General features: G+C 68.2%; 26 protein-coding genes. 9 read left to right on the top strand and 17 right to left on the bottom strand.

What is annotated here, in order from left to right; genetic code table 11:
• Positions 1-8: 8 nt before the first annotated feature.
• The 13 genes from ACTOWL_RS01950 to cpaB form a co-directional block, all read right to left on the bottom strand.
• Positions 9-1,031, bottom strand: coding sequence for an NADP-dependent oxidoreductase (locus tag ACTOWL_RS01950; RefSeq protein ID WP_441319501.1), 1,023 nt, complete (start codon positions 1,029-1,031; stop codon positions 9-11).
• Between the two features lie 112 nt (positions 1,032-1,143).
• The gene (locus tag ACTOWL_RS01945) at positions 1,144-1,617 is read right to left on the bottom strand and encodes a prepilin peptidase (RefSeq protein WP_441319500.1); all 474 of its coding nucleotides are present in this window, start codon (positions 1,615-1,617) and stop codon (positions 1,144-1,146) included.
• Entirely contained in the window at positions 1,617-2,003 is a 387-nt protein-coding gene (locus tag ACTOWL_RS01940; protein ID WP_441319499.1) for a TadE/TadG family type IV pilus assembly protein, read from the bottom strand. Before ACTOWL_RS01940 ends, ACTOWL_RS01945 begins: the two co-directional genes overlap by 1 nt.
• 136 nt (positions 2,004-2,139) lie before the next feature.
• On the bottom strand, positions 2,140-2,319 hold the full coding sequence (locus ACTOWL_RS01935) for a hypothetical protein (protein WP_441319498.1): 180 nt from the start codon (positions 2,317-2,319) through the stop codon (positions 2,140-2,142).
• Between the two features lie 69 nt (positions 2,320-2,388).
• Entirely contained in the window at positions 2,389-4,170 is a 1,782-nt protein-coding gene (locus ACTOWL_RS01930) for a pilus assembly protein TadG-related protein (RefSeq protein ID WP_441319497.1), read from the bottom strand.
• Positions 4,167-4,517, bottom strand: a complete 351-nt coding sequence (locus tag ACTOWL_RS01925) for a hypothetical protein (RefSeq protein WP_441319496.1) — start codon at positions 4,515-4,517, stop codon at positions 4,167-4,169. Before ACTOWL_RS01925 ends, ACTOWL_RS01930 begins: the two co-directional genes overlap by 4 nt.
• A complete protein-coding gene (locus tag ACTOWL_RS01920) occupies positions 4,514-5,290 on the bottom strand; it encodes a tetratricopeptide repeat protein (RefSeq protein WP_441319495.1) in 777 nt (258 codons plus the stop codon). Before ACTOWL_RS01920 ends, ACTOWL_RS01925 begins: the two co-directional genes overlap by 4 nt.
• Positions 5,291-5,292: 2 nt before the next feature.
• Complete coding sequence (locus ACTOWL_RS01915) at positions 5,293-6,195, bottom strand: type II secretion system F family protein (protein WP_441319494.1); 903 nt, start codon at positions 6,193-6,195, stop codon at positions 5,293-5,295.
• Positions 6,196-6,198: 3 nt separating this feature from the next.
• Entirely contained in the window at positions 6,199-7,119 is a 921-nt protein-coding gene (locus ACTOWL_RS01910; RefSeq protein ID WP_441319493.1) for a type II secretion system F family protein, read from the bottom strand.
• Positions 7,116-8,447, bottom strand: a complete 1,332-nt coding sequence (locus ACTOWL_RS01905; RefSeq protein ID WP_441319492.1) for a CpaF family protein — start codon at positions 8,445-8,447, stop codon at positions 7,116-7,118. Before ACTOWL_RS01905 ends, ACTOWL_RS01910 begins: the two co-directional genes overlap by 4 nt.
• 10 nt (positions 8,448-8,457) lie before the next feature.
• Positions 8,458-9,642: an AAA family ATPase gene (locus tag ACTOWL_RS01900; RefSeq protein WP_441319491.1), complete on the bottom strand. Its 1,185-nt coding sequence runs from the start codon at positions 9,640-9,642 to the stop codon at positions 8,458-8,460.
• A 7-nt stretch (positions 9,643-9,649) separates the two neighbouring features.
• Positions 9,650-11,011, bottom strand: a complete 1,362-nt coding sequence (locus ACTOWL_RS01895) for a type II and III secretion system protein family protein (RefSeq protein ID WP_441319490.1) — start codon at positions 11,009-11,011, stop codon at positions 9,650-9,652.
• The gene (cpaB, locus tag ACTOWL_RS01890; protein ID WP_441319489.1) at positions 11,008-11,922 is read right to left on the bottom strand and encodes a Flp pilus assembly protein CpaB; all 915 of its coding nucleotides are present in this window, start codon (positions 11,920-11,922) and stop codon (positions 11,008-11,010) included. Before cpaB ends, ACTOWL_RS01895 begins: the two co-directional genes overlap by 4 nt.
• A gap of 640 nt (positions 11,923-12,562) precedes the next feature.
• On the opposite strand from cpaB, the gene ACTOWL_RS01885 reads away from it, so the two are divergent.
• The 8 genes from ACTOWL_RS01885 (at position 12,563) to ACTOWL_RS01850 (ending at position 21,281) form a co-directional block, all read left to right on the top strand.
• On the top strand, positions 12,563-13,837 hold the full coding sequence (locus tag ACTOWL_RS01885) for an ABC transporter substrate-binding protein (RefSeq protein ID WP_441319488.1): 1,275 nt from the start codon (positions 12,563-12,565) through the stop codon (positions 13,835-13,837).
• 35 nt (positions 13,838-13,872) lie between these two features.
• The gene (locus ACTOWL_RS01880) at positions 13,873-14,907 is read left to right on the top strand and encodes a Gfo/Idh/MocA family protein (RefSeq protein ID WP_441319487.1); all 1,035 of its coding nucleotides are present in this window, start codon (positions 13,873-13,875) and stop codon (positions 14,905-14,907) included.
• A 25-nt stretch (positions 14,908-14,932) separates the two neighbouring features.
• Positions 14,933-15,670: a ThuA domain-containing protein gene (locus tag ACTOWL_RS01875; RefSeq protein WP_441319486.1), complete on the top strand. Its 738-nt coding sequence runs from the start codon at positions 14,933-14,935 to the stop codon at positions 15,668-15,670.
• A gap of 152 nt (positions 15,671-15,822) precedes the next feature.
• On the top strand, positions 15,823-17,430 hold the full coding sequence (locus tag ACTOWL_RS01870; protein WP_441319485.1) for an ABC transporter substrate-binding protein: 1,608 nt from the start codon (positions 15,823-15,825) through the stop codon (positions 17,428-17,430).
• A 19-nt stretch (positions 17,431-17,449) separates the two neighbouring features.
• Positions 17,450-18,403, top strand: a complete 954-nt coding sequence (locus ACTOWL_RS01865; protein WP_441319484.1) for an ABC transporter permease — start codon at positions 17,450-17,452, stop codon at positions 18,401-18,403.
• Positions 18,404-18,427: 24 nt separating this feature from the next.
• Positions 18,428-19,285, top strand: a complete 858-nt coding sequence (locus ACTOWL_RS01860) for an ABC transporter permease (RefSeq protein WP_441319483.1) — start codon at positions 18,428-18,430, stop codon at positions 19,283-19,285.
• On the top strand, positions 19,282-20,313 hold the full coding sequence (locus ACTOWL_RS01855; RefSeq protein WP_441319482.1) for an ABC transporter ATP-binding protein: 1,032 nt from the start codon (positions 19,282-19,284) through the stop codon (positions 20,311-20,313). The genes ACTOWL_RS01860 and ACTOWL_RS01855 overlap by 4 nt, the downstream gene beginning before the upstream one ends.
• Positions 20,310-21,281, top strand: coding sequence for an ABC transporter ATP-binding protein (locus ACTOWL_RS01850; protein WP_441319481.1), 972 nt, complete (start codon positions 20,310-20,312; stop codon positions 21,279-21,281). Before ACTOWL_RS01855 ends, ACTOWL_RS01850 begins: the two co-directional genes overlap by 4 nt.
• Before the next feature lie 6 nt (positions 21,282-21,287).
• On the opposite strand, the gene ACTOWL_RS01845 is transcribed toward ACTOWL_RS01850, so the two are convergent.
• From ACTOWL_RS01845 to ACTOWL_RS01830, 4 genes are all read right to left on the bottom strand, one after another.
• Entirely contained in the window at positions 21,288-21,965 is a 678-nt protein-coding gene (locus ACTOWL_RS01845) for an aspartate/glutamate racemase family protein (RefSeq protein ID WP_441319480.1), read from the bottom strand.
• Between the two features lie 11 nt (positions 21,966-21,976).
• Entirely contained in the window at positions 21,977-22,546 is a 570-nt protein-coding gene (gene ssb, locus ACTOWL_RS01840) for a single-stranded DNA-binding protein (RefSeq protein WP_441319479.1), read from the bottom strand.
• An 86-nt stretch (positions 22,547-22,632) separates the two neighbouring features.
• A complete protein-coding gene (locus ACTOWL_RS01835) occupies positions 22,633-22,992 on the bottom strand; it encodes a hypothetical protein (RefSeq protein ID WP_441319478.1) in 360 nt (119 codons plus the stop codon).
• 9 nt (positions 22,993-23,001) lie between these two features.
• Positions 23,002-23,538, bottom strand: coding sequence for an EndoU domain-containing protein (locus ACTOWL_RS01830; protein ID WP_441319477.1), 537 nt, complete (start codon positions 23,536-23,538; stop codon positions 23,002-23,004).
• Between the two features lie 258 nt (positions 23,539-23,796).
• On the opposite strand from ACTOWL_RS01830, the gene uvrA reads away from it, so the two are divergent.
• Positions 23,797-26,646: an excinuclease ABC subunit UvrA gene (uvrA, locus tag ACTOWL_RS01825; protein ID WP_441319476.1), complete on the top strand. Its 2,850-nt coding sequence runs from the start codon at positions 23,797-23,799 to the stop codon at positions 26,644-26,646.
• The last annotated feature ends 21 nt before the right edge of the window (positions 26,647-26,667 follow it).

Genomic DNA, 26,667 nt, shown 5'->3' with positions numbered 1-26,667 from the left:
GTCCGGCGCTACTCCGCCACCTTGACCAGGAGCTTGCCGAAATTCTCGCCCCGGAACAGCCGCAGGAAGGTCCGGGGCGCTGTCTCCAGCCCGTCGGCCACGTCCTCGCGGTAGCGAAGCCTGCCATCGCCGATCCAGCCGGAGACGTCGCGCAGGAAGGCGGCGTGCTGGTCGGCGAAGTCGCTGACGATGAAGCCGCGCAGGGTCAGCCGCTTCGACAGCACGCTGCGCATCAACGCCGGCACCTGGTTCGGCGCGTCCGGCAGGCCGGTGGCGTTGTACTGGGCGATCAGGCCGCAGACCGGGATCCGGGCGAAGGGGTTCAAGAGCGGCCACACCGCCTCCCACACCGCGCCGCCGACATTCTCGAAATAGACGTCGATGCCGTCCGGCGCGGCGGCGCCCAGCCGCTCGGCGAAATCCGGCGCCCGATGGTCGACCGCGGCGTCGAAGCCGAGCTCGCTTGTCAGGTAGGCGCCCTTCTCGGCGCCGCCGGCGATGCCGACGACGCGCGCGCCCTTGATCTTGGCGATCTGCCCGACCACCGATCCGACGGCGCCGGACGCGGCCGAGACCACCACGGTCTCCCCCGGCTTCGGCTGGCCGATGGTGAGGAGGCCGGTATAGGCCGTCATCCCGGGCATGCCGAGCACGCCGACCGCGGTCGAGATCGGCCCCAGCGCGGGATCGACCTGGCGCAGCCCGGTGCCGTCGGACAGGGCGTAGTCCTGCCAGCCGGTGCGGCCTTCGACGATGTCGCCCGGAGCGAAGCCGGGGTGGTTCGAGGCGACGACGCGGCCGACCGCGCCGCCGACCATGAGCTGGCCGATCTCGACCGGCGCCGCATAGGATTTCGCGTCGCTCATCCGGCCGCGCATATAGGGGTCGAGCGACAGCCACAGCGTGCGGAGCAGAAGCTGGCCCGGCCCCGGTGCCGGCACCGGCTCCTCGACCAGGCGGAAATCGGTCTCCTTCGGCTCCCCGACAGGCCGCGCGGCCAGCAGGATCCGGCGATTCACATCGGTGCTCATGGCAAGCTCCCATTCACGGATGACGGGAGCTAAGCACCATTGTCATGTGAGATGAAGGGATTTGATCCGATCAACAGGGTTGATCAGTGAAACAAACAGCGGAGTTGAGGCGTCACGCGCCCCGGATGAAGACCGTGACGGTGACGGCAAGCAGGCCGACCGCGAGCGCCGGGCCGAAGGGCCGCATCTCGCGCCATTTCACCCCGCGCCAGGGCGCCATGGCCAGGGTGGCCAGCAGCGCCACCACGCTGGCGACGATCAGCACGATCAGGCTGCCCTGCAGCCCGACCCAGAGGCTGGCGGCGGTCAGGAACTTCAGGTCGCCCCAACCGATCCGGGCATGCCGGTCGATCTTCTGCATCAGCCAGGCGGTGCCGGCCAGCAGAACGAAGGTGAGCACGGCGACGCCGAGCGACAGGCCGAGGGTCTTGAGCGTCGGGCTGCGGACCAGGGCCTGGACCAGCCCGCCGGCGGCCAGTGCCAAGTTACAGATATTGGGGATCCTGCTCTCGCGCAGATCGATCAGCACGATCGGCAGCAGGAGCAGGACCAGGAGGCCGAGAAAGATGAAGTCGAAACCGCTCATCAGTAGCCGCCATAACCGACGGTCATGGTCGCCGTCGGCGTATCCGTCGGAACGGGAAGCAAGTCGGCGAAGTTCTCGAATGCCTTCCCGGACAAGTCGTATTGGACGCTGACCTGGAAGGTGCTGGGAGTCGCCCCCGGCTGTGCCGTGATCGTCCAGTTCTCCGAATCGAGAAGCGAACCGTAGTTTTCGAGCACCGCTGTCGCGGCCGCCTGCGCCAAGCTCGCCCGTTCCATCGGGGACATGCCCGCCACCGATGCCCGCGCCCCCTCCGCCGCCGCCTGCGAAATCGCGATCCAGGTCCCGAAATAGAAGCCGTAGATCAGGATTCCGAAGACGATCGCCAGGAAGGCAGGGGCGACCAGGATGAACTCGACCGCCGCCATCCCAGCCTCGCCGGATGGGCCGGCGGACGATGTGTCCGCCGGCCTGAACCCGGTCTTTGCTCGAGATGACGCCTCACGTCCAATCCGGATCAGACGAAGACGTTCCCTGATCATTTTCTCCTACCCGCTATTATTATCAAACCGGCGGCGGTTTGATGAGGTCGTTGAAAGCGGCCGTGAGTTCGGTCGAGAAGCTGGTAGCCGCCACAAGTGCCGCAACGACCATCGCGCCCAGAACCGCGTATTCGACGGAGGTGAGTCCTTCGTCGTCGCGAGCAACGCGGGTCAGGAATTTCAGAACGATATTCCGCAACATACTATGTCCTCCAAAGATCCGGGATGCTAAATGCCCATCGGTGCCCCGGTGCACCGGCGGGTATCTCGATCAGTTGACCAGGACCGGCACCCCACAACGGACGCCGGTGACGACCACGTCCATGTTCCCGAGCCGAACACCCAGCGCGAGCAGCACATTGTCGAGCAGCGGACCGAGCACCGAGCTGATCACCGGATCGAGAAGCTGATGGAGCGCCGTGAGCGTCGGCCGCAGCAGGATGGAGCCGAGATCCAGGTTGAGCACGCAGATCCCGAACAGGCTTAGCCCGCAAGCCTTCAGCTCCAACGTCTCCGCGAGGTCGCCGGTGAGGCTGGCGAGAATAGCCGACGGATCCGCACTGACCGACTGGGCCTCCCGATTCTTGATCTGCGTTTGGGTAAAGGTCAGCAATCTGGAAGCACCGTCGAGCTTGGCGACCGCCTTTCCGTCGATGCGTACGACGCCCAGGATTCCAAGAACGCTGAGATCAACCAGCGTCGTGGCCGTGATGTCGCTATCAGCGACCGCCCTGTCGAAATTGGTCATCAGGTTGGGCGGCAGCGCGCCGATATAGATCCGGGCAAGACCGCTCTTGGCCTGGACCGTCACGGTCGCATCGGTGTCGGGCTCGTCACCGCAATCGATACCGGCCAGGGTGGCTTCGCCGGCGGCGGCTTCGAGGTAAAGCGGGAGCTGGATTCCCTTGCCGAGAAGCCCGAACAGGTCGAGTAGCTTCAGCGTCAGCTGCAGCCGGACCTGAGCCGTGTGGACGGTCATCCCGACCGGACCGAAGGCGAAAGGCGGCGACTGCGGCGGCTCGATCGCCGTCGCCGTCACCTGCAGTGTGGCGACGCCCGGCACCCCCACCGTCACCGCCGGCAAAGCTACGGCATTCTTGCCGTTGGCCACCTGCAGCGCCATGGTCACCAGTTGCAGAACGTTCAGCCCGGCGTCGAGAGCGCTCGGCTGAGCTTCGCCGCCCAGCGGTAGGTTGCGCCAGACACCGAGGTCGAGCAGCTGGCCCAACTGGATCGCCGGGTCGCCGACTACCTCGCCCTTCAGCGTCAGCAGCCCATCGATCGCCACCTCGGCGACCTGGCCCTGGGCCTGCAACACGTCGATCGTGGCCTGGATCAGATCGGTCACCTGCACCTGCGTCTGCAGCAGCTGATCATAGGTGCCGACCGACAGGTCGAGCTGCACCGCCAACTGGTTGAGGAAGGACAGGGCCTTCAGATCGGCATTCACCAGACCGTCATACTGAGCCAGGCTCAGGTTGAGGCTGGTTCCGAGCAGATTTCCCAGGACCAGGTTCAACAAGGCGCTCTGGGTCGTGTCGAGCCGGACCAGGCCGGTGCCGGCCTGGAGCCCGGCCTCATCGATTCGGGCGGCCGTGGCGCTGGCCGACACCTGATAGAGCTCATCCGACACCAGCGCCCGGGCCAGACCGATCGGAGCGCTGGAGCTGGTCGTCACCCGCACGGCATTCGGCGTTGACGGAACAAAGCTCGCATTAGGACAGGCGACGATTCCAGGCTCGTAGCGCGCCGACGAGGCCAACTCGGCGTTGGGGCAATAGGTCCCGGTGCTGACAACTGTGACCGCGGCGCCGGCCGAGCCGTTCTTTTCCAGAATTCTACCAGCGATCTCATTCGCCCGATCGGGAGAGTTGACCGCCGACAGGGCCGCGGCGTCGGTCGCCGCCTGCAACTGGCGACGCTCTCCGTACCAGGCGCCGACATCGGTCGCGAGTGCCGCCACGCCGAGCACGACAACGAGCATGACCGCCGCAAACGGGGCGATCGCCCCCTGCTCCGTCACCCTTGCCGCGATGCCGCGCGCTCGTTTCATTGCGGCGGCCTGTAGCCGGAGGACGTGCCGTTGGCGCCGAACCCGCCCGACGAACCATAGCCGGATGCGCCGGAGCCACCCTGGACCTGCCTGCCGATCTGCTGCACGTAGTTGCGGTAGATCTGCGCCGCTTCCGCGCCGGCGAGCCCTCCCTGGCCCCCCGGGCGCAAGGTCGGCTGCTGCTGCGCCCGCAGGATCTGGAGGGTGCGGTTGGATTCGAACCAGTCGGGCGCGGCGGGCCGGGCCGGCACCAGCGCCTGCTGCGCCCCGGCCGTGGCGGCCGGAAGGAGCAGGAGGGCGGCGCATAGCATCGACAGACGGGCCTTCGTCAGGGCCGGTCGGATCATGGCTGGGTCTCCGAGGCTTGCGCCAGGCGCCGTGGGGCGGCCGAAGGGCTCGCACCGGCGGTGGTCGGCGTGCGGATCTGGGTGCGGGCGGCCCCGACCATCTGCTCGACCGCCCGCCGCTCCTTGGCGTCGGCGATCCGGCGGATCATGGCCTTCGCCGCGTCGCCCTGGCCGGCGACGTCGAGGCAGAGAATCAGGTTGTTGCGGACCTGGGCATTGGTCGGCGCCAGTTCGCTGGCCTGGCGCAGCGTGAACAACGCTTCGTCATAGGAGGCAATGCGCATCTCGGCGAAGCCGAGGTCGTTCAGGTATTTGACGTTGATCGGCTCGCGCCGCACCGCCTCATGGAACTGCGCCCGTGCCTTGGCCCAGTCGCCGCGCCCGGCGGCAACGCGGCCGAGCCCGTCATAGGCCGCCGACGCCTGATCGCCATTCACGAGCTCGCGGTAGATCGCCTCGGCCCGGTCGTAATCCTGGATGTCGAGGAACGCGTCGGCCCGCAGCACCTGCGCCCGGAGATCACCCGGGTGGCGGTTGTCGTAGTCGTCGAGATAGGCCAGCGCGGCCCGCGACTTGCCGCCCTGGCGCAGCTTGTCGACGATGCCGAGATAGAGATCGCGCGAATTCTCGGCATTGAGCGGCGCCGCCTGCGGCAACTGGTCGGCCGGGGACGGCTCGCGACGCGGCGCGCTGTCGCCGCCGAACAGGCTTGAGCAGGCGGACAGCCAGGGCAGCAGCAGGAGAAGCGATACCAGGCGAAGCGGCGCCTTCATCCTCAGGAGCCTTTCGACAGAGCACGGAAGAGCGTCACCACGGCCGGGCTGCAGAGCACGATGAACAAGGCCGGCATGAGAAAAAGGATCATGACCACGGTCATCTGCGTGGTCTTGCGACCGATGCTCTCCCGCACCGACGACACACGCTTGTCGGCGAACTCGCGGACGAATTCGCGCAATGCGGGACCGAGTTCGGTGCCATGGAACATGGTCTGATTGAACATCGCCGTCAGTTCGCGCCCGCCATTCACCCCCAGACGATCCGCCCAACGATCGAAGGCCTGGTCGTACGGCATGCCGCGCTGGATATCTTCAACCAGCAGACGGATCGATTGCCGGACCAGCGGAATCGCCCCGTTGCTCATCTGGGCGATCGAGCGGAAGCACTGGTCCAGGCTGATGCCGCTCTCCAGCATCAGCAGCATCAGATCGAGCACGAATGGCAGTTCGGCCGCGACCCGGCGCTGCCGAACCGACGCTCGCCACTGCAATGCGAATTTGGCGCCGACATAGGTCACGGCCCCCGCCGCCAGCGGAAGGAACCGCGCCATGCCTCCCCAGTGCCCCGTCAACCACAGTCCGATACCGGTGCCGACCATGGCCAGAACCGCAGCGGCGAAGCGCAAGCCTGCGAACACCAGCACAGCCTCGGCTTCGTAGTGCCCAGCGGACCGCAGCGCCTGCGTGATTTCCTCTCGATCCTTGGCTCCGCCCACCAGAACCCGTTCGAAGGGCAGGAGCCAGGCAATATTTCCGACGTCAGCCGCCGCCGATCGATCGGCAATCGTGACCAGACGGCGCCTCAGCCGGAACTCGGTCACCGTGCCGCGCAGGCCGAGCACCAGGCAGCCGAGGCTCGAACAGACCGTGACGATGATGATGATGAGCTCAACGGTCGGCATGGCCTAGAACTCCAGCCGCATGATGCGGCGCATGACGACCATGCCGGTCAACTGCAACCCAGCAGCGATGATCGCGAGCCGATGGCCTTGCTCCGTTTCGATGAAGAAGGCGACATAGCTTGGCTTAATCAGAAATATCAGTGCCGCCGTCAGCAGAGGCATCAGACCAAGAACAATGGCGCTGAACCTGATTTCGGCGGTGGCTGCCTTCAACTCGCGCTCCACCCGGGCCCGGTCGCGCAGGATTTGGATCAGATTGGCCAGAACATTGGACATCCGGCCGCCATATCGGAAATTGGTTTCGACGGCCGCGGCCAGCATGTACAGCTCCGCAAGCTCCAGCCGCTGCGCCAACCATTCGATGCTTTCCGGGATCGGCGCGCCGTTGTTGACGCGTCGGATCATCGGCTGCAGATAGCGTTGCATCGCAGGGGATGTGTTCTCCGCAGCCTTGAGCAGCCCCTGCTGGATCGAATTCCCCACCACCAGCAGCTGACGCAGCGCATCCAGGAAGAAGGGCAGCCCTTCGATGAAAGCGTCCAGGCGGCGGCACGCCAGGCGCCACAGCCCGTATATGCCGGCGAAAGTAAGCGTCACTGCGGCCAGAGCAGCGGCCAAAGGTCCTGCCAGCCAGTTTACGATCAGTGCCACCAAGACGATCGCCAGCGCCGCGGCGCCCAATGAGCGAGGCGTCGGAGCGATGTCGGCCCGAGTCAGCCACAGACGCAGAAACTGCGGACCGGGCAGCGCCGTGGTCTGTGGTCGCGCCACGCCTGCTGCCTTCGGCATGTTGTCCCGCAATGCCTGCAGCCGCTCCTGCATTTGCTGCTGCCGACGGCGCTGCGCCCTGCCGGCCAACAGGCTCACCCCGGCCATGACCAGGAGGGCCAGGACACCGAGCAGGAGGAAGCCGAAGCCGGTCATGGCGCGCCTCCCATGGCGGCCCGCAGATCGGGCGCCCCGACCAGCCGGTGGGCATAGAACGGGCGTGCGGAATGGACCCGGAACTCGCCCAGTCCGCTCTGCGGCGGCTGCTCCACGAAGGTGAGGAGCTGGTTGAGGCTGTAGCTGTCCCCTTCCAGGCCGGTCAGCTCGGACACCGAAGTGACCCGGCGCTTGCCGTTGGCCATGCGGTTGACCTGGACCATGATCTGAACGCTGTTGGCGATGTAGCGCCGGAGGGTCTTCGGATCGCCGGTAAGGCCGCCGAAGCCGAGCAGCATCTCCAGCCGGCCGAAGGCGTCGCGGCTGGTATTGGCATGCATCGTCGCCATCGAGCCGTCATGTCCGGTGCTCATCGCCTGCAGCATCTCGACCGCCTCGGCGCCGCGCACCTCGCCCAGGATGATGCGGTCGGGCCGCATCCGCAGGGCGTTGCGCACCAGGTCGCGGGCCGTGACCTCGCGGCTGCCGTCGAGATTGGGCGGCCGCGTCTCCAGCCGCACCACATGGCTCTGCCGCAGCTGCAGCTCGGCCGCGTCCTCGATGGTGATCAGCCGCTCCTTCTCCTCGATGTAGCTGCTCAGCATGTTGAGCAGCGTGGTCTTGCCCGAGCCGGTGCCGCCGCAGATCAGGATGTTGAGCCGAGAGCGCACGGCGGCGGCGAGGAAGCTCAGCATCTCCTGGCTCATCGACCCGAGCCGGACATAGTCCTGCCCGCCCATGGCCTGGACGCGGAACTTGCGGATCGACACCATCGGCCCGTCGATCGCGATCGGCGGGATCACGACATTGACCCGCGATCCGTCCGGTAGCCGGGCGTCGACATAGGGCGTCGCCTCGTCGACCCGGCGGCCGATCGGGCTGACGATCCGCTGAATGATGTTCATCAGATGAGCGGTGTCGCGGAACCGAAGAGGCACCGCCGAGAGCTGACCGGCGCGCTCGATATAGATTCGGAACGGCCCGTTGACGATCACGTCGTCGATCGTCGGGTCCTTCAACAGCGGCTCGAGCGGGCCGAGACCGACCACCTCGTTCTGCACCTCGGTGGCCAGCAGCGACCGCTCGGCGGCGTTGAGGGCAAGCCCTTCCTTGGCGGCGAAGCGGGTGATGGCCTGCTCGATGCCATCCCGGATCATTGGCCGGCTGGCGGTCTCGGCGGTAATGCCGAGCGCCTCCAGCTGCTCCAGCACGAGGTTGAAGATCGCGAATTTGGTGCGCTGATAGCCGTCGGTGGTCCGCAGCTCGGCGGCGGCCAGTTCGGGATCCGCTGCCGCCCTCGCCCCAACGTTGTTGATCAGACCCGCCATCGCCATCCCCTCACGATGTCCGCAGCCGGCCGAAGAGGCCGATGCCGCGCGACGCCGGCCGGGCGGCCGGGCTGGTGGGGGCCGACACGCCTTCGGCCGCGAGCTTCTCCAGCGCCCGGCTGTAGGGCGCGCGCGGCTGCTCCAGCACCAGCGGACGGCCGGCATTGAGCGCGTTGGTCAGCTCGACGCGGGCGGCCGGCAGCCGCACCGACTGGCGCACGCCGAGCGCCTCGCGCATCTGCTCCTCGGTCAGGCCGATCCCCGGCATGTGGTCCTCGACAACCAGGGTGACGCGATCGAGCACCAAGGTGCTCGGCCCGATCTGGACCAGGAGGTCGCGGCAGGCCTTGACCGCGGTGAATTTCTGCGGCGCGACGAGGTAGATGCGCCCGGCCGTGCGGACGAACTCGTCAAGCAGGCCCGGATGGCGGATGCCGCCGGCATTCAGCACCACCTCGCCGAACAAGGCCCGCAGCACCAGCAGCATCGAGGCGATGGCGTCGGGCGCCATGTCGTGCACCTCCTCCCCCGCCACGGCCAGAGGCAGCACATGCAGCCCGGACGCGACGTGGTGGCCGAGCGCCGAGGACAGCAGCGTTCGATCCAGCCGCGACAAGTCCTGGATGGCGTCGCGGATGGTGTAGTTGAGCGGCACGTTGAGCGCGGCGCCCGCTTCGCTCGACGGCAGCGCGCCGTCGACCAGCAGCGCTCCGCCCGCTGCCCTGGCCCGCAGCACCGCAAGATTGACCGCGAACAGGCCCTCGCCGCCCGGCTGGCCGCTGAGCACCAGGGTCAGCGCACCGCTGCCGCCCGTATCGCCGCGCGGCGCGCCGGCAAGATACCGGCCGAGTTGCTCGCGCAGGGCCTCGCGATCGCTGTTGCGATCGACCACATCCATGGCGCCGGCGCGGATCGCCCTCAGCACCGAGCGGGCATCGCCCTCATCGCCGAGCACGATGACGGGCGCGTCCGGATCGGCGCCGACCAGGGCCCGCACCGCCTCGGCCAAGGCGGTGCCGAAGCCTTCGACCGGATCGATGTCGAGCAGGATCAGGTCCGGCCTGGCCTTGCCGCACAGCTCCGCCAACGATGCCGTCTCCGGCGCCGAGCGGATGATCGCGGCGGTCCCTTCAAGGGCCGCGATCAGGCCGGCGGCGAGGGTGGTGTCGGAGGTGGCGGCGATGATCCGGAACATTACGGCCTCACCGCATCAGCCCATAGGGCGCGAGATGGTCCTGCACCTGATCCACGTTCAGGATCATGTCGCCGATCGTCGGGTTGTATTTGCGCGTGTCCACCCCCGGCAATGGCGGGATCTGGCCGGGCGACAGCGGCGTCACCAGCCGCGGCGTCGCGACGATGATCAACTCCTGCCGCTCCTGCTGGTTGTTGGTGCTCTTGAACAGGGCGCCGATGATCGGGATGTCGCCGAGCCACGGGAACTTGCTCTCGTTGATCTGGCTGTTGCTGTACATCAGGCCGGCCAGCACGAAGCTCTGCCCGTTGCCGAGCTCGACCGTGGTCGAGGTCGAGCGGCGGCGGAAGGCCGGCACGCTGAAACCCTGGAACTCGAGCGCGTTGGCGAAGTCGAGCTCGCTGACTTCCGGCGCGACCTTGAGCACGATGCGCTTGTCCGACATCACCACGGGCGCGATCTCCAGCTTCACGCCGTATTCGTGGTATTCGATCGTCACCGTGCCGTTCGACGCCCCGCCCTGCGGCACCGGAATCGGCACCTCGCCGCCGGCCAGGAACTCGGCCTGGTCGCCAGAGCGGACCAGCAGCGTCGGCTGGGCGAGGAGCTGGGTCAGTCCGGCCTGCGACAGGGCGCTGAGGATGCCGAAGATGCCGTTGCGGGGGTCGCCGAGGAACAGGTTGAAGGCGCTGGCCAGGGGGACGGAGGCTTCGAGTGACAGCCGGGGGTTGAACTCGAAGCTCTGCAGCGTGTTGGGGCCTACGATCGCGCCCTGGAAGTCGCTGCCGCCGAGCGCCGCGAAGTTGAAGCCGAGGGCGCGCAGCGTGGTCGACGACACCGCCGCGAACTGGATGTCCACCGCGACCATCTGGTTGCCGGTGACCCGGGTCAGGTCGACGACGTTGCCGCCGCCATAGGCGCGGGCGATGCTGGAGGCTCGGGCATGGGCGTCGAGATCCGGCACCGTGCCGGACAGCACCAGCGTGTCGCCGTCGCGGTTCACCCGCACGCCCTGCAGCCCCGGCTGGCCGCGGATCTGGCGGGCCGGATCGCCGCGGTCGGGGATGGTCGGCAGCGCGACCGCCGGAGCGCCGCCGACGGTGACGTCGTAGGAGATCCCCTGGTCCGACTGGGCGGTGAAGACGGCCAGCGTGGTCTGGCCCGACTGCAGCCCGGTGATCTGCAACTGGTCCTCGTTCAGCGCGGTCGCATCGATGATGCCGCCCTGGCCGACGACGATGCGGGTGATCGGCGCGGGGAGGTTGAGCACGCGCTGGGCCCCGACGCCGAGCCGCAGTTCCGCCGCCCCCGCGATCTGAGAGACGAAGACAAGGACCGCGACGCACAGCATGCGGACGACAACTCTCATCGCGGCTCTCCGGACGACTTCGGATAGATCAGCTGGGTGCGGTCGCCGACGATCAGCTCGATCGGCCGCTGTGACGGCGTCGGGGCGGACGGCGGCGGGGCAGGACCGCGGATGTCGGAGAGCTTGGCGGTGTTGTCGTCGATCAGCTGCAGATCGTCACTGCCGCGCAGGGACAGGTAGAAGGAGCCCAGGCTGCGGGCCAGGGCGAATTTGGCGATCTGGTCCGGCGTCATCGCCAGGCTGATGGTCCGCGACGGCTCGCTGCGGCGCCCGGCGGCGCCCGCGGCCTGCTCGGCGGCTTCCTCGGTCAGCGTCGGATCGCCGAGGGTGGCGCCGACGGTGAGCACGAGCACGTCTTGGAGAACCGTGCGCGCCTCGCTGAGGTCGGTTTCCGGCCGCCCCGGCGCGCCCTGCTTGCTCAGAACGTCGTCCGGCAGCACCAGCTGGATGTCGACCTTGTCGCCCGGCCGGACGAACTTGCCGACCGCGATCTCGTCATTGGTCAGGATGCTGATCGCACGATAGCCGGCAGGGATCAGCGCGGCGAGACCCGCCTGGGCCGGATCGGCGGAGATCGTGGAATCGAGCAGCAGCTGCTGCGGCATGATGTCGGCCGTCGCCACCTTGCCGACCACGTCGCTGATCGCCGTCCGCGCCCCGCGCGGCACCGCGCCGGCGATCGAGGTGGTGACCACGTCCTCGCGGGTGATCGCCTGCCCGCGCGCGATGAACCGGGCGGCCGTCATGACGCCGAACACCCTCACATCGGCGGGCGCAGGCTGAGCCGCCGGCGTCGACGCATTGACCGTCCCCACCGGCACGGAACTCTTGTAGACGCCGTAAGCAATCAGCGAGACCGCCCCCAGCCCCCCGAGGACCAGATAAGCTCGTGTCAGCGCATTCGTGTTCATCGGTGGGGGGCTTCAATGTACATATCAAAACCATACGGCCTGCTTGGCGAGCGGCATTGCCAAACCTACTCGCCTAGTGCCTCAGGATTCCAGAATATTTGTTCATTCCCTGCATTCCCTAAAAGATTAGCTAAACTAGCAGTAATAGCCGACTATGTAGCACAAACTAGGCAACGACACAAGCTTTATTAGGCTTCGTAAAAACAGCAACCGCTCTTACTAGAAATCGGAAAGCAGAAAAACCTGCATACCCTATTATGCATGAGAATGGACCTAAGCTGCGTCGGAGTGTATTCCTAGAAGCCCGACCGAGAGTTGCAAACTATATCGAAATATATGGAATATTTATTTATGTCCATTTTTTTGTCTAAGCTCGCATCGAGAAAACGTCCAGCCGTGTCATGGAGGCCACGACCACTGGTTGTGGAAGACCGGGGCGGATTATGCCCCCTGCCGGAACCTTAAGTACTCCTTAAGCCCTCTGGAGCGGACCCGACCGCATCCCTGCTCCGGCAGGCGGAGGTTCGGCGGATGCCGATCCGTGGCGTCGATTGCCGGTTGCCAAACGCTGCTGTCCCACTAATCTGCAAACGATTGCAGCGGACAGCAGAATCCGTTCGTCGAGACCACAGGAGGAACCATGTCCGGGAAGCACCTGACCGCTCTGGCCGCTCTTGCCCTCACCCTGGCCGCATCGCCCGCCGCCTTTGGCGTCGAGATCGCGGTCACCTGCGACACCGGCCCCAACGGCCATCTCTGCAACGAGGCCGCGCGGGCCTGGGCCGAGAAGACCGGGAACACGGTCCGGATCGTCGCCGCGCCGCAATCGACCTCGGAGCAGCTGGGCCTGTATCAGCAGTTTCTGACCTCGAAATCCGGCGACATCGACGTGTTCCGCGTCGACGTGATCTGGCCCGGCATCCTGGGCAGCCACTTCATCGACCTGAAGCCCTATGTCGACCAGGCCACGATCGACCAGCACTTCCCGAACATCATCCAGGGCCTGACCCGCGACGGCCAGTTGCTGGCCCTGCCCTGGTACACGGATGCCGGGCTGCTGTACTACCGCCAGGATCTGCTGGACAAGTACAAGCTCAAGGTTCCGGCAACCTGGGCCGAGCTGACCGAGACCGCGAAGGCGATCCAGGAGGGCGAGCGCAAGGACGGCAACGACCGCTTCTTCGGCTTCGTCTTCCAGGGCCGGGCTTATGAGGGGCTGACCTGCAATGCCCTCGAATGGATCGCCAGCTTCGGCGGCGGGTCGATCGTCGGGCCGGACGGCAAGATCACGGTCAACAACCCGCAGGCGGCCAAAGCGCTGGACCTCGCCGCCTCCTGGGTCGGCACCATCACTCCGGACGGCGTGCTGAACTATATCGAGGAGGATGCGCGCGGCGTGTTCCAGTCCGGCAACGCCGCCTTCATGCGCAACTGGCCCTACGCCTACGGCCTGGCCGAGGCCGCTGACAGCCCGATCAAGGGCAAGGTCGGCGCCGCCCCGCTGCCGAAGGGCGACGGCGAGGGCGCACGCAACGCCGCCACCCTCGGCGGCTGGCAGGTGGCGGTGTCGAAGTATTCGGCCCATCCGAAAGAGGCGGCCGACCTCGCCCTCTATCTGACCGGCCGCGACGAGCAGAAGCGCCGGGCGCTGAAGGCCGGGCTGGCGCCGACCATCATGGCGCTCTATGACGACCCCGAGATCCAGCAGGCGCGCCCCTTCTTCAAGCTGACCCGGACCCTGCTCGACGGCGCGGTGGCCCGCCCCTCGGCGGTGACCGGCGAGCATTACAACGAGGTCTCCACGCTGTTCTGGAACGCGGTCCACAGCACCCTGTCGAAGAACGGCGACGCCGCGACCAACCTGGCTCAGTTGCAGAAAGAGCTGAACCGGATAAGCCGCGGCGGCCGCTGGTGAGCATCACGCGATAACGGAAGCAAGAGGGAAACGGAATGTCGGTCAAGGTCATCCAGGTCGGCCTGGGCGGCTGGGGCATGAACTGGGCCCACACCATCCTGCCGCAGGTCAAGGCGGTCGACGTCGTCGGCTTCGTCGACGCCAGTCCGGAGGTGCTGAAGCGGGCCCAGGAGACGCTCGGCCTGGCCGAGGACAAGTGCTTCCCCAGCCTCGACGCCGCCATCGCCGCCGTCAAGGCCGAGGCGGTGCTGGCGGTGCTGCCGACCGCCGGGCACAAGAGCGTCAGCGAGGCGGCGCTCAAGGCCGGCAAGCATGTGCTGGTCGAGAAGCCCTTCACCTCGACGCTGGAGGAGGCGCAGGAGCTGATCGCCCTGGCCAAGCGGGTCGACCGGCTGCTGATGGTCAGCCAGAACTACCGTTACATGGCAGCGGTGCAGACGGTGGCCGACCTGGTGCGCGACGGCACCTATGGCCGGCCGCTGTCGGCGCTGATCGACTTCCGGCAGAACTGGAAGGTGACCGGGCACCGCTACCACGACATCCCGGGCCCACTGCTGCTGGACATGGCGATCCACCATTTCGACCTGATGCGCATGATCTTCGGCGAGAATGTGCAGCGGGTCGCCTGCCGCAGCTGGAACACACCGGACAGCCCGTTCAAGGACCACGCCGCGGCGCATGCGCTGCTGGCGCTCGAGAGCGGGCTGATGGTGTCCTATAACGGCTCCTGGGTGTCGCGCGGCACGCCGACCACCTGGACCGGCGAATGGTCGGTCGAATGCGAGGAGGGCGAACTGGTGTGGCAGGCCCGCGGCATGGGCGGCGACATCGCCGACAAGGTGGTGCTGCGCAAGCCGGACGGGTCGACCAAGGACCTGCCGATGAAGCCGCTGGCGCTGATCGACCGGGCCGGCACGCTGAACGCCTTCGCCGCCGCTGTGCGCGGCAAGCCGCCGCGCTACTTCACCTCGGGCGAGGACAACATCCACTCCCTCGCCACCAGCTTCGCCTGCATGCGGTCGGGCGCCCAGGACGGCACATGGGTGTCGCTGTCCGAAATCCTGCCCTGACCGCGCAATCCCGGAGACAAGCGACATGGCCCTTCCCCGCCTGCTGGTCTGGAACGAGTACCGGCACGAGCTGCAGAACCCCGAGGTCTCGGCGATCTATCCCGACGGCATCCACGAGGCGATCGCCGACCCGCTGCGCCAGCGCGGCTTCCCGGTCGCGACCGCGACGCTGGACCAGCCCGAGCACGGGCTGACCGACGAGGTGCTGAACGGCACCGACGTGCTGCTGTGGTGGGGCCACAAGGCGCATGAGGAGGTGTCGGACGCCGTGGTCGAGCGGGTGCGCCGCCACGTCATGGGCGGGCTGGGCCTGATCGTGCTGCATTCCGGCCACTACTCGAAGATCTTCCGCCGGCTGATGGGCACCAGCTGCAGCGTCAACTGGCGGGTGCACGGCAAGGCGGGCGAGACCGAGCGGATCTGGGTCACCGCCCCGGCGCATCCGATCGCGGCCGGGCTCGACCGCTGCATCGAGATCCCGCAGGAGGAGATGTATGGCGAGTTCTTCGACGTGCCGGAGCCGGACGAGCTGGTCTTCGTCAGCTGGTTCAAGGGCGGCGAGGTGTTCCGCAGCGGCCTGAGCTACCGCCGCGGCTACGGCCGGATCTTCTACTTCCGCCCGGGGCACGAGACCTTCCCGAGCTATCACAACGCCGAGGTGCAGAAGGTGATCGCCAACGCCGCGTCCTGGGCCGCCCAGCCCGGGGGGCGCCGCACTCCGCCGGACAATATGCGGCGGGAGCCGCTGGAGGCGCTCGGGTAACCGCCCCGCATAGAATGTATCCAATCTGACCCGCTGATTGCATCCAATCCGGGCAGATCGGACCGGCATCGCCGGCGCCGACAGCCCGTCGGCGAGTCTGGCCCGCAGCTTGCGTGTGCGCTGCCCGACGACAATCGGGAGCCGGCAGCGACATGCGAAATTTCACCCTCAAGGCGGCCGTGGCGGCCATGCTCGCCGTCACGGCCTGCGGCGGCGCCCAGGCGCAAGGCACCCTGCGCATCGGCATGACCGCGTCCGACATCCCGCTGACCACGGGACAGACGGACAACGGCGGCGAGGGCATGCGCTTCATGGGCTATACGGTCTATGACGCGCTGATCAACTGGGACCTGTCGAGCGCAACCGGGCCATCGGAATTGACTCCCGGCCTCGCCACGTCCTGGGGCCTGGACCCCGGCGATCCGACCAAGACCAAGTGGCTGTTCAAGCTGCGGCAGGGCGTCAAGTTCCAAGATAGCTCCGACTTCACCGCCGATTCGGTGGTGTGGAACCTCGACAAGCTGCTTAAGACCGACAGCCCGCAATACGACCAGCGCCAGGCGGCGCAGGGCAAGTCGCGCATCCCGTCAGTCGCGTCCTACCGCGTGGTCGATCCCCAGACCGTCGAGATCGTCACCAAGGTGCCGGACGCCACCCTGCCCTATCAGCTGGCCTGGATCATGATGTCCTCGCCCGCCCAGTGGGAGAAGGTCGGGCGCAGCTGGGAGGCCTTCGCCAAGACCCCGTCCGGCACCGGCCCGTGGAAGCTCACCGCCTTCATGCCGCGGGAGCGGGCCGAGCTGGTGCCGAACCCCGACTATTGGGACGAGGCCCGGGTGCCGAAGCTCGATAAGCTGGTGCTGCTGCCCCTGCCCGAAGCCAATGCCCGGATCGCGGCCCTGCGCTCCGGCCAGGTCGACTGGATCGAGGCGCCGGCGCCGGACGCGGTGGAATCGCTCAAGGGCGCCGGCTTCCAGATCGTCACCAACGCCTATCCGCACAACTGGACCTGGCATCTGTCGCGGGTCGAGGGCTCGCCCTGGAACGACATCCGCATCCGCAAGGCCGCCAACCTGGCGATCGACCGCGACGGCATGACGGAGATGCTGTCCGGCCTGATGATCCCGGCCCAGGGCTTCCTGCCGCCGGGCCATCCCTGGTTCGGCCATCCCAGCTTCGAGCTGAAATACGACCCCGAGGCGGCCAAGGCGCTGATGGCCGAAGCCGGCTACGGCCCGGACCATCCGCTCGCGACCAAGATCCTGATCTCCTCCTCCGGCTCGGGCCAGATGCAGCCGCTGCCGATGAACGAGTTCATCCAGCAGAACCTGGCGGAGATCGGCATCCAGGTCGAGTTCGAGGTGGTGGAGTGGAACCAACTGATTAACATCTGGCGGGCCGGCGCCAAGGACCCGAGCGCCCGCGGCGCCACCGGCATGAACTACTCCTATTTCATCCAGGATCCCTTCACCGGCTTCATCCGGCACCTGCAGTGCAACCTGGTGGCGCCGGCCGGCACCAACTGGGGCGCCTATTGCGACCCGGAGATGGACGCGCTGTTCGACCAGGTGCGCCAGACCTTCGATCCGGCCGAACAGGCCAAGGTGCTGCAGAAGATCCACGAGAAATACGTGAACGACGCCCTGTTCCTGATGGTGGCGCATGACGTCAACGCCCGGGCCATGAGCAGCAAGGTGAAGGGCTTCGTCCAGGCCCAGAACTGGTTCCAGGACTTCTCGCCGATCACCATGGAACCCTGACGCCGACGGGGACCGAGCGATGCTCCTCTACGTCCTGCGACGGCTGCTGTACGTCCTGCCGGTGGCGCTCGGCGTCAGCCTGGTGTGCTTCCTGCTCGTCCATCTGGCGCCGGGCGATCCGCTGACCGCGGTGATGCCGATCGATGCGACCGCCGATCAGCAGGCCGAGATGCGGGCCGCCTACGGCTTCGACCGGCCGCTGCCGGTGCAGTACGGGCTGTGGCTGTGGAAGGTGGCGCAGGGCGATCTCGGCCGATCGATCGCGACCGGCCGGCCGGTGGCGTCGGAGGTCGGGCGGGCAGTGGGAAATTCCCTGATCCTCGCCGCCGCCGCCACCCTGATCGGCTTCACCTTCGGCACCTTCTTCGGCTTCGTCGCAGGCTATTTCCGCGGCAGCGCGCTGGACAAGGCCGCCTCCGCCCTCTCCGTCTTCGGGGTCAGCGTGCCGCACTACTGGCTCGGCATCGTGCTGGTGATCGTGTTCTCGGCCACGCTCGGCTGGCTGCCGCCGACCGGCGCCGGGCCGGACGGCTCCGGCAACTGGTGGCCCGACCTCGACCATCTCCGCTACCTGATCCTGCCGGCCGTCACCATGTCGGTGATCCCGATGGGCATCATCGCCCGCACGGTGCGGGCGATGGTCGGCGACATCCTCAACCAGGAGTTCGTCCAGGCGTTGCGCGCCAAGGGCCTGGGCGAGCGCAGCGTGCTGGCCCATGTGGTGCGCAACGCCGCGCCGACCGCCCTGGCGGTGATGGGGCTGCAGCTCGGCTATCTGCTCGGCGGCTCGATCCTGATCGAGACGGTGTTCGCCTGGCCGGGCACCGGCTTCCTGCTCAACGCCGCGATCTTCCAGCGCGACCTGCCGCTGCTGCAGGGCACCATCCTGGTGCTGGCCCTGATCTTCGTGTTCCTCAACCTCCTGGTCGATGTGCTGCAGACCGCGCTCGACCCGCGCATCCAGCGGGGCTGACCGATGACGGCGATCGCCGAAGCCATGCCCCGGAGCCCCGCGCGGCGCGGCTACTGGGCGAATGTCGGGCGGCGGCTGATGCGCGACCCGGTCGCCGTGATCGCCCTCGCCGTGATCGTCGCGATCGTCCTGGCGGCGGTGCTGGCGCCCTGGATCGCCCCGGCCGATCCGATCAAGGGCACCATGGCCCGCCGGCTGAAGCCGATCGGCTTCCCCGGCTACCCGCTGGGGTCGGACGAGCTCGGCCGCGACATGCTGACCCGGCTGATCTATGGCGGCCGGCTGTCGCTGTTCCTGGGGGTGACGCCGGTGCTGTTCGCCTTCGTCCTGGGGTCCGGCATCGGCATCGCCGCCGGCTATGTCGGCGGCCGGATCAACACGCTGGTGATGCGCGTCATCGACGTGTTCTTCGCCTTCCCGTCGGTGCTGCTGGCGATCGCGCTGTCGGGCGCGCTCGGCGCCGGCATCCTGAACGCGATCGTGTCGCTGACCGTGGTGTTCGTGCCGCAGATCGCCCGGGTGGCGGAGAGCGTCACCACCCAGATCCGCAGCCGCGACTATGTCGAGGCCGCCCGCCTGTCCGGCACCGGCCCAGTCACCATCATCCGGGTCCATGTGCTCGGCAACGTGCTGGGGCCGATCTTCATCTACGCCACCAGCCTGATCAGCGTGTCGATGATCCTGTCCTCGGGGCTGTCCTTCCTCGGCCTCGGGGTCAAGCCGCCGGAGCCGGAATGGGGCCTGATGCTGAACACCCTGCGCACGGCGATCTATTCCCAGCCGCTGGTCGCGGCCTTGCCGGGCGCGATGATCTTTCTCACCTCGATCTCCTTCAACCTGTTCTCCGACGGGCTGCGCACGGCCATGGAGGTGAAGTCGTGAGCGCCCCGGATCCGCGCGACCGTGGCGGGCCGGGGACGCCGCTGCTGTCCGTGCGCGGCCTGGTGAAGCATTTCGGCCAAAAAGCAGGATTTCTGAGCAAGGGCGGCGCCATCGTGCGCGCGGTCGACGGCGTCGATTTCGACATCGCCAAGGGCGAGACGCTGGGCATCGTCGGGGAGTCGGGCTGCGGCAAGTCGACCACGGCGCGGCTGATCATGCGGATCATCCGCCCGGATGCCGGCGCCATCCTGTTCGACGGCGAGGAGGTCGGGTCGGCGGCGCTGGGGCTCGCCGCCTTCCGCCGGCAGGCCCAGATGGTGTTCCAGGACAGCTACGCCTCGCTCAACCCGCGGCTGACGGCGCTCGACACCATCGCCTTCGGCCCGCGGATCCAGGGCCTCGGCGCCCGGGCGGCCCGCGCCCAGGCCCAGGATCTTCTGCACCGGGTCGGGATCGACCCGATCCGCTTCGCCGGGCGCTATCCGCACGAGCTGTCCGGCGGCCAGCGCCAGCGCGTCAACATCGCCCGGGCGCTGGCGCTGAGCCCCCGCCTGCTGATCCTCGACGAGGCGGTGTCGGCGCTCGACAAATCGGTCGAGGCGCAGGTGCTGAACCTGCTGCTCGACCTGAAGGACGAGTTCGGCCTGACCTACATGTTCATCTCGCACGACCTGCACACGGTGCGCCTGATCTGCGACCGGGTGATGGTGATGTATCTCGGCAAGGTCGCCGAGGTCGGCGCGGCGGAGTCGATCTTCGAGACCCCGCGCCATCCCTATACCGAGGCGCTGCTGGCCTCGATGCCGTCGATGGACCCGGACCGGCGCACCGAGGAGGCGCCGCTGTCCGGCGACCCGCCGAACCCGATCGATCCGCCGCCCGGCTGCCGCTTCCACCCACGCTGCCGCGCCGCCGCCGCCCCCTGCTCCCGGATCGAGCCGGCGTTGCACGCCGTCGGCGGCGCGCATCGGGCGGCCTGCCACCTCGCCGATCCGGCCTCCGGCCATCCGCAAAGCGCCGCCGCATGACCGCAGCACCCATCGTCGACGTGAAGAACCTGACCGTGGACTTCGCCGCCGCCGGCGGAAAGGTGCGGGCGGTCGCCGGGGTCGACCTCAGCCTGGTCCCGGGCGAGACCGTCGCCCTGCTCGGCGAATCCGGCTCGGGCAAGAGCGTCACCCTGCGGACGCTGCTGCGCCTGCACCCGAAGACCGCGCGGATCGGCGGCACGGTCACGGTGGACGGGCGGGATGTCCTCGGCCTGTCGGCGGCCGAGCTGTCCGCCTATCGCGGCCGCATCGCCTCCATGGTGTTCCAGGACCCGGGCCTCGCCTTCGACCCGGTGTACCGGATCGGCGACCAGATCGCCGAGGCGGTGGTCCGGCACGAGCGCGTCTCCCGCGCCGAAGGCCGGCGCCGGGCGCTGGCGCTGTTCGAGCGCGTGCGCATCCCGTCGCCGGAGCGGCGGCTGGACAACTATCCGCACGAGATGTCGGGCGGCATGCGCCAGCGCGCCATGATCGCGCTGGCCCTCGCCTGCCGGCCCAAGGTGCTGCTGGCCGACGAGCCGACCACCGCGCTCGACGCCACCGTGCAGATCCAGGTGCTGCTGCTGTTGCGCGAGCTACAGCGCGAATTCGGCCTCGCCATCATCTTCGTGACGCACGACATCGGCGTGGCGGTCGAGGTCGCCGACCGGATCGCGGTGATGTATGCCGGCCGTATCGTCGAGACCGGGCCCTGCGCCGCGGTGATCCGCGAGGCGGCGCACCCCTACACCCGAGGCCTGCTGGCCACCCGAACCAGTCATGCTTTGGCGAAGGGCGGCCGACTGGACGCGATCCCGGGTGCGCCGCCGGACCTCAGCGCCCCGCCGCCGGGCTGCGCCTTCGGGCCGCGCTGCCAGCGCTTCGCCGACACCTGCGCCGCCGCGGAGCCCGCGCCGGTCGACCTGGCACCGGGACATTGGGCCCGCTGCGTGCGGCTCACCGCCTGAGCGGCGTCACCGCTCCTGCAGCAGCCGGGCCAGACGGCGAATGGCGGCGGGAACCGGGCCGATGACCGGGACCGCGAACCGTCTTTCCAGGGCGCTGGCGGCGCGGCCGAGCGGACCGCCGCCGATCACCACCGCCTCGGCCTCGTCCCGCTCGATCGCCAGGGCCACCGCATCGGCCAGCGCCCGCTCCAGCCGTTCCGGGTCGCCGACCAGCGCGGTCGGGTCGCCGGGCGTCACGCGGATGCCGGTGTAGAGCGGGCCGAGCCCCAGGGCCCGGGCCTTGGCATCGATCGCGGCGGCAAGTGCCGGGGTCGTGGTCGCGACGCCGAAGCGGCGCCCGCCGGCCGCGGCCTCCAGCATCCCTGCCTCGCAGAGCCCGACCACCGGAACCGCCACGCTGCCGCGCAGCATCTCCAGCCCGGGATCGCCGAACGCCGCCACGATCATCCCCGCCATTGCGGCAGCCCCGGCTCCGATCGCGACGACCTGCTCCGCCGAGGCGGCAAGCGCGGCCTCGTCGAGGATCATCGGCACGCCGGACGCAGCCGTCGCGCCCTCGACGATCATCGCATCGCCGGCCTCGGCCTGGGCGAGCGCAACCATCATCGCGGTGGTGGCGCGGTTGGTGTTGGGATTGATCAGCAGGATGCGCGGCGCCCGGCCCCGCATCCCGCGGTCGTCCATCGCCGCTGGCGTCAGAACGGGATCTCGTCGTCGAGATCATCCGCCATCGGGCCGCGGCCGCCGCCCGAGGAGCCGCCGCCGGAGGAGCCGCCGCCGGAGGAGCCCCCGCCGGGCGAACCGCCGCCCGAGGACCGGCCGCCGCCACCACCGCCACCATAGCCGCCGCCCGCGCCGCCTTCGTCCTCGAAACCGCCGCCTCCGCCGCCGCCACCGCCGCCGCCACCGCCCTCACGGCCGTCGAGCATGGTTAGCTCGCCGCGGAACGGACGCAGCACCACCTCGGTGATGGTGCGCTCAGCGCCGCTCTGGTCGTTGAATTTCCGGGTCTCGAGCTGGCCTTCGATATAGACTTTCGAGCCCTTCTTCAGGAATCGCTCGATCACCCCGACCAGCGCGTCGTTGAACACCGCGACGCGGTGCCATTCGGTGCGCTCCTTGCGCTCGCCGGTGGTGCGGTCCTTCCAGTTCTCCGACGTCGCGACCGAGAAATTCGCCACGCGCCCGCCATTCTGGAAAGCCCGGATTTCCGGATCGCGGCCGAGATTGCCGATGAGAATGACCTTGTTGACGCTGCCAGCCATGATCCAGACCTCACTCCATACGTGTTAGCGGCGGACCCTAGACGGATGGTCCCCTGATTCCAATCACGTTTGAGCCCCCGCCAGGCTCATTCCTTCCGCCGCGACCGAGCCGCGCGGCCGGGCTTGCGCAAAGCCGCCAGCCAGGCGCCGACCGCCGCCGCCAGATCCCTTGTCGGCAGCACCAGCGCCGGCACCTTGGCGTCGTGGATGTTGCGCAGCACCGACTGGGCACCGCGGATCTCCAGCGCATAGAGGTTACCGGTGATCGGCTCTCCCCCCTCCCCGGCCTCGCCCAGGCGCTCCGCCACCCTGGCGGCCCAGGCCGTATCGCCGCGCAGATCGGTCTCGAGGAAGTCGGCCAGGATCGGCGCCGCGGTGCCGGGCACGACGCGGGGCCGCCCCTCGGCGTCGCGGGTGACCTCGATCATGCTCTGCTTCCCCTTCATCGCGGCCTCTCAGTTCGGGAACGCGGTGTTGACCGCATCCTGGCCGCGACGCTGGATCGTGCCGATGCGGATCTCGAAGGGCCGGCCGCGGTCATCGCGGCAATAGCCGTCCCCCTGGCTGCCGCCGTCCGGCGCAGAGGGGCCGAGCACGCCCCAGGCCGGATGCTCGCCGGTCTGGTTGCGCCAGGCGTAGAGCACCGAGCGCAGGATCGCCTCGGCCGAGCAGTCGTCGGGATAGAAGGTCGACCGCTTGCGCCGACCGTTGCTGAAGATCACGGCCGCGTCATAGACCTCGTTGCCGCGATGGGCGGTCTCCTCCACCCGGTCGACCGCGCCGGTCGGCAGGCCGGCGGCGCGGGAGTGGAACCCCTTGGGGTCGCCGTTGCGCCCGATCTCGCCGCAGAAGATGTGGCTGAGATTGACCTGGGGGTCGCTGCGGCTCCACAGCCGCTTGCCGGCGTCGCCGCAGTCGAGCGTCGCGGCCATCGAATCGCCGGCCCACGACAGCAGCAGCAGAAGCGCGACCAAGCCAACCCGATGGATCATGAAATCTCGCACCGAAGGCCTTGGGGTTTCGCCCCTGGAAGGCTTTGGACGGGCATCCTATCTTGCTTTCCGCTTGACCGCAACGTTCCCGATATGTTCGAGTCCCGACATCGGACTCGCTGTGGGCCGGAACGCGGCGCAGGCCCTGCAGCGATCCGACAGCCGGGCCGGAGTCGCTTTCGGGCTTCGCCCGCCCCATATTGCACATCGGTGTGCCCGGAATCCGGGGACGCCTTTCCCGCATGAGTGATCCTGGCGATGCACAAGTTCATCAGCGTCCGCGGCGCGCGCGAGCACAATCTGAAGAATGTCGACGTCGATCTGCCGCGCGACCAGCTGATCGTGATCACCGGCCTCAGCGGCTCGGGCAAATCCTCCCTCGCCTTCGACACCATCTATGCCGAAGGCCAGCGCCGCTATGTCGAGAGCCTGTCGGCCTATGCCCGCCAGTTCCTCGAGCTGATGCAGAAGCCGGACGTCGATTCGATCGAGGGCCTGTCGCCGGCGATCTCGATCGAGCAGAAGACGACCAGCCGCAACCCGCGGTCGACCGTCGGCACGGTGACCGAGATCTACGACTATATGCGGCTGCTGTTCGCCCGCATCGGCGTGCCCTACTCCCCGGCCACCGGCCTGCCGATCGAGAGCCAGACGGTCAGCCAGATGGTCGACCGGGTGATGGCGATGGGCGACGGCACCCGCCTGTACCTGCTGGCCCCGATCGTGCGCGGCCGCAAGGGCGAGTACCGCAAGGAGCTGCAGGAGCTGCGGGCCCGCGGCTTCCAGCGCGTCAAGGTCGACGGCACCCTCTACGAGATCGAGGACGTGCCGGCGCTGAACAAGAAGCTGAAGCACGACATCGAGGTGGTGGTCGATCGGCTGGTGGTGCGCGACGACCTGGGCAACCGCCTGGCCGATTCGATCGAGACCGCGCTGGGCCTGGCCGAGGGCCTGGCCATCGCCGAGAACGCCGACAGCGGCGACCGCACGCTGTTCTCGTCGAAATTCGCCTGCCCGGTCTCCGGCTTCACCATCCCGGAGATCGAGCCGCGGCTGTTCTCCTTCAACAGCCCGCATGGCGCCTGCCCGGCCTGCGACGGGCTGGGCGCCAAGCTGGTGTTCGACCCGGAGCTGGTGGTGCCGGACGAGAGCCGGACCCTGGCCAAGGGCGCGGTGGCGCCGTGGGAGGGCTCGTCCTCGAAATACTATCACCAGACGCTGGAGGCGATCGCCGCCCATTACGGCGTCAGCACCACCACGCCCTGGCGCGACCTGCCGGAGCAGGTGCGCAATGCGATCCTGTACGGCTCCGGCAAGGACTCGATCACCTTCCGCTACGATGACGGGCTGCGCACCTACAAGACCGAGAAGCCGTTCGAAGGGCTGATCCCGAACATGGAGCGCCGGTTCCGCGAGACCGACAGCGCCTGGACCCGGGAGGAGCTGGGCAAGTACCAGGGCACCCGGCCCTGCGAGACCTGCGGCGGCGCCCGCCTCAAGCCCGAGGCGCTGGCAGTGAAGATCGACGGGCTGCATGTCAGCCAGGTGGCGGAAAAGTCGATCGCCGAGGCCGGGCAGTGGTTCGCGGCGCTGAACGCCAAGCTGTCGGTCAAGGACCAGGAGATCGCCTACCGCATCCTGAAGGAGATCAACGAGCGGCTGACCTTCCTCAGCGCCGTCGGCCTGACCTATCTCACCCTCGCGCGCGGCTCGGGCTCGCTGTCGGGCGGCGAGAGCCAGCGCATCCGCCTGGCCTCGCAGATCGGCTCCGGCCTGACCGGCGTGCTGTACGTCCTCGACGAGCCGTCGATCGGGCTGCACCAGCGCGACAACGAGCGGCTGCTGGGCACGCTGAAGCGGCTGCGCGACCTCGGCAACACCGTGCTGGTGGTCGAGCATGACGAGGACGCGATCCGCGCCGCCGACTATCTGGTCGACATGGGCCCGGGCGCCGGCGTGCATGGCGGCGTGGTGGTGGCGCATGGCACGCCCGAGGAGGTGTTGCGGACGCCCGACAGCATCACCGCCCAGTACCTGACCGGCGCCAAGCGGATCGAGGTGCCGGTGACTCGCCGCCCCGGCCACAAGGGTCAGGTGCTGAAGGTGGTCGGCGCCCGCGGCAACAACCTCAAAAATGTCACCATGGAGGTGCCGCTGGGCACCTTCACCTGCATCACCGGCGTGTCCGGCGGCGGCAAGTCGACCCTGGTGATCGAGACCCTGTACAAGGCGCTGGCCCGGCAGCTGATGGGCGCGCATGAGCACCCGGGACCGCATGACACGATCGAGGGCGTCCAGTTCCTCGACAAGATCATCGACATCGACCAATCGCCGATCGGCCGCACGCCGCGGTCGAACCCGGCCACCTACACCGGCGCCTTCACGCCGATCCGTGACTGGTTCGCCGGGCTGCCGGAGGCGAAGGCCCGCGGCTACGGCCCCGGCCGCTTCTCGTTCAACGTCAAGGGCGGCCGCTGCGAGGCCTGCCAGGGCGACGGCGTGATCAAGATCGAGATGCACTTCCTGCCCGACGTCTACGTCCAATGCGACGTCTGCAAGGGCCATCGCTACAACCGTGAGACGCTGGAGGTGCTGTACCGCGACAAGTCGATCGCCGAGGTGCTGGACATGACGGTCGAGGAAGGGGCGGAGTTCTTCCGCGCCGTGCCCTCGATCCGCGACAAGATGGAGACGCTGCACCGGGTCGGCCTCGACTACGTCAAGATCGGCCAGGCCGCGACCACCCTGTCGGGCGGCGAGGCGCAGCGGGTCAAGCTGGCCAAGGAGCTGTCGCGCCGGGCCACCGGCAAGACCGTCTACATCCTGGACGAGCCGACCACCGGCCTGCATTTCCACGATGTGCGCAAGCTGCTCGAGGTGCTGCACGAGCTGGTCGACCAGGGCAACACGGTGATCGTGATCGAGCACAATCTCGAGGTGATCAAGACCGCCGACTGGATCGTCGACATCGGCCCCGAGGGCGGCGACGGCGGCGGCGAGATCATCGCCGCCGGCACGCCGGAGGACGTGGTGCGCACCAAGCGCAGCTACACCGGCCAGTACCTGGCGCCCTATCTGCAGCAGGCCCGGCAGAAGCAGCGGGCGTGAGCCCGACTCCGGACAGCGGCT

Origin of the sequence: Inquilinus sp. CA228 (assembly GCF_052078665.1) — a bacterium.
In the GTDB taxonomy this organism is placed as follows: domain Bacteria; phylum Pseudomonadota; class Alphaproteobacteria; order DSM-16000; family Inquilinaceae; genus Inquilinus.
The sequence above is the reverse complement of the archived record's forward strand: the minus strand, read 5'-3'. Positions and strand labels throughout refer to the sequence as shown.

Coding starts and splice junctions, on each gene's coding strand:
- ssb (WP_441319479.1), bottom strand. CDS start 22,546: ATGGCTGGCAGCGTCAACAAGGTCATTCTCATCGGCAATCTCGGCCGC.
- uvrA (WP_441319476.1), top strand. CDS start 23,797: ATGCACAAGTTCATCAGCGTCCGCGGCGCGCGCGAGCACAATCTGAAG.
- ACTOWL_RS01950 (WP_441319501.1), bottom strand. CDS start 1,031: ATGAGCACCGATGTGAATCGCCGGATCCTGCTGGCCGCGCGGCCTGTC.
- ACTOWL_RS01835 (WP_441319478.1), bottom strand. CDS start 22,992: ATGAAGGGGAAGCAGAGCATGATCGAGGTCACCCGCGACGCCGAGGGG.
- ACTOWL_RS01830 (WP_441319477.1), bottom strand. CDS start 23,538: ATGATCCATCGGGTTGGCTTGGTCGCGCTTCTGCTGCTGCTGTCGTGG.
- ACTOWL_RS01940 (WP_441319499.1), bottom strand. CDS start 2,003: ATGGCGGCGGTCGAGTTCATCCTGGTCGCCCCTGCCTTCCTGGCGATC.
- ACTOWL_RS01915 (WP_441319494.1), bottom strand. CDS start 6,195: ATGCCGACCGTTGAGCTCATCATCATCATCGTCACGGTCTGTTCGAGC.
- ACTOWL_RS01860 (WP_441319483.1), top strand. CDS start 18,428: ATGCCCCGGAGCCCCGCGCGGCGCGGCTACTGGGCGAATGTCGGGCGG.
- ACTOWL_RS01945 (WP_441319500.1), bottom strand. CDS start 1,617: ATGAGCGGTTTCGACTTCATCTTTCTCGGCCTCCTGGTCCTGCTCCTG.
- ACTOWL_RS01880 (WP_441319487.1), top strand. CDS start 13,873: ATGTCGGTCAAGGTCATCCAGGTCGGCCTGGGCGGCTGGGGCATGAAC.
- ACTOWL_RS01845 (WP_441319480.1), bottom strand. CDS start 21,965: ATGGACGACCGCGGGATGCGGGGCCGGGCGCCGCGCATCCTGCTGATC.
- ACTOWL_RS01900 (WP_441319491.1), bottom strand. CDS start 9,642: ATGTTCCGGATCATCGCCGCCACCTCCGACACCACCCTCGCCGCCGGC.
- ACTOWL_RS01905 (WP_441319492.1), bottom strand. CDS start 8,447: ATGGCGGGTCTGATCAACAACGTTGGGGCGAGGGCGGCAGCGGATCCC.
- cpaB (WP_441319489.1), bottom strand. CDS start 11,922: ATGAACACGAATGCGCTGACACGAGCTTATCTGGTCCTCGGGGGGCTG.
- ACTOWL_RS01920 (WP_441319495.1), bottom strand. CDS start 5,290: ATGAAGGCGCCGCTTCGCCTGGTATCGCTTCTCCTGCTGCTGCCCTGG.
- ACTOWL_RS01885 (WP_441319488.1), top strand. CDS start 12,563: ATGTCCGGGAAGCACCTGACCGCTCTGGCCGCTCTTGCCCTCACCCTG.
- ACTOWL_RS01910 (WP_441319493.1), bottom strand. CDS start 7,119: ATGACCGGCTTCGGCTTCCTCCTGCTCGGTGTCCTGGCCCTCCTGGTC.
- ACTOWL_RS01875 (WP_441319486.1), top strand. CDS start 14,933: ATGGCCCTTCCCCGCCTGCTGGTCTGGAACGAGTACCGGCACGAGCTG.
- ACTOWL_RS01935 (WP_441319498.1), bottom strand. CDS start 2,319: ATGTTGCGGAATATCGTTCTGAAATTCCTGACCCGCGTTGCTCGCGAC.
- ACTOWL_RS01870 (WP_441319485.1), top strand. CDS start 15,823: ATGCGAAATTTCACCCTCAAGGCGGCCGTGGCGGCCATGCTCGCCGTC.
- ACTOWL_RS01925 (WP_441319496.1), bottom strand. CDS start 4,517: ATGATCCGACCGGCCCTGACGAAGGCCCGTCTGTCGATGCTATGCGCC.
- ACTOWL_RS01850 (WP_441319481.1), top strand. CDS start 20,310: ATGACCGCAGCACCCATCGTCGACGTGAAGAACCTGACCGTGGACTTC.
- ACTOWL_RS01865 (WP_441319484.1), top strand. CDS start 17,450: ATGCTCCTCTACGTCCTGCGACGGCTGCTGTACGTCCTGCCGGTGGCG.
- ACTOWL_RS01895 (WP_441319490.1), bottom strand. CDS start 11,011: ATGAGAGTTGTCGTCCGCATGCTGTGCGTCGCGGTCCTTGTCTTCGTC.
- ACTOWL_RS01930 (WP_441319497.1), bottom strand. CDS start 4,170: ATGAAACGAGCGCGCGGCATCGCGGCAAGGGTGACGGAGCAGGGGGCG.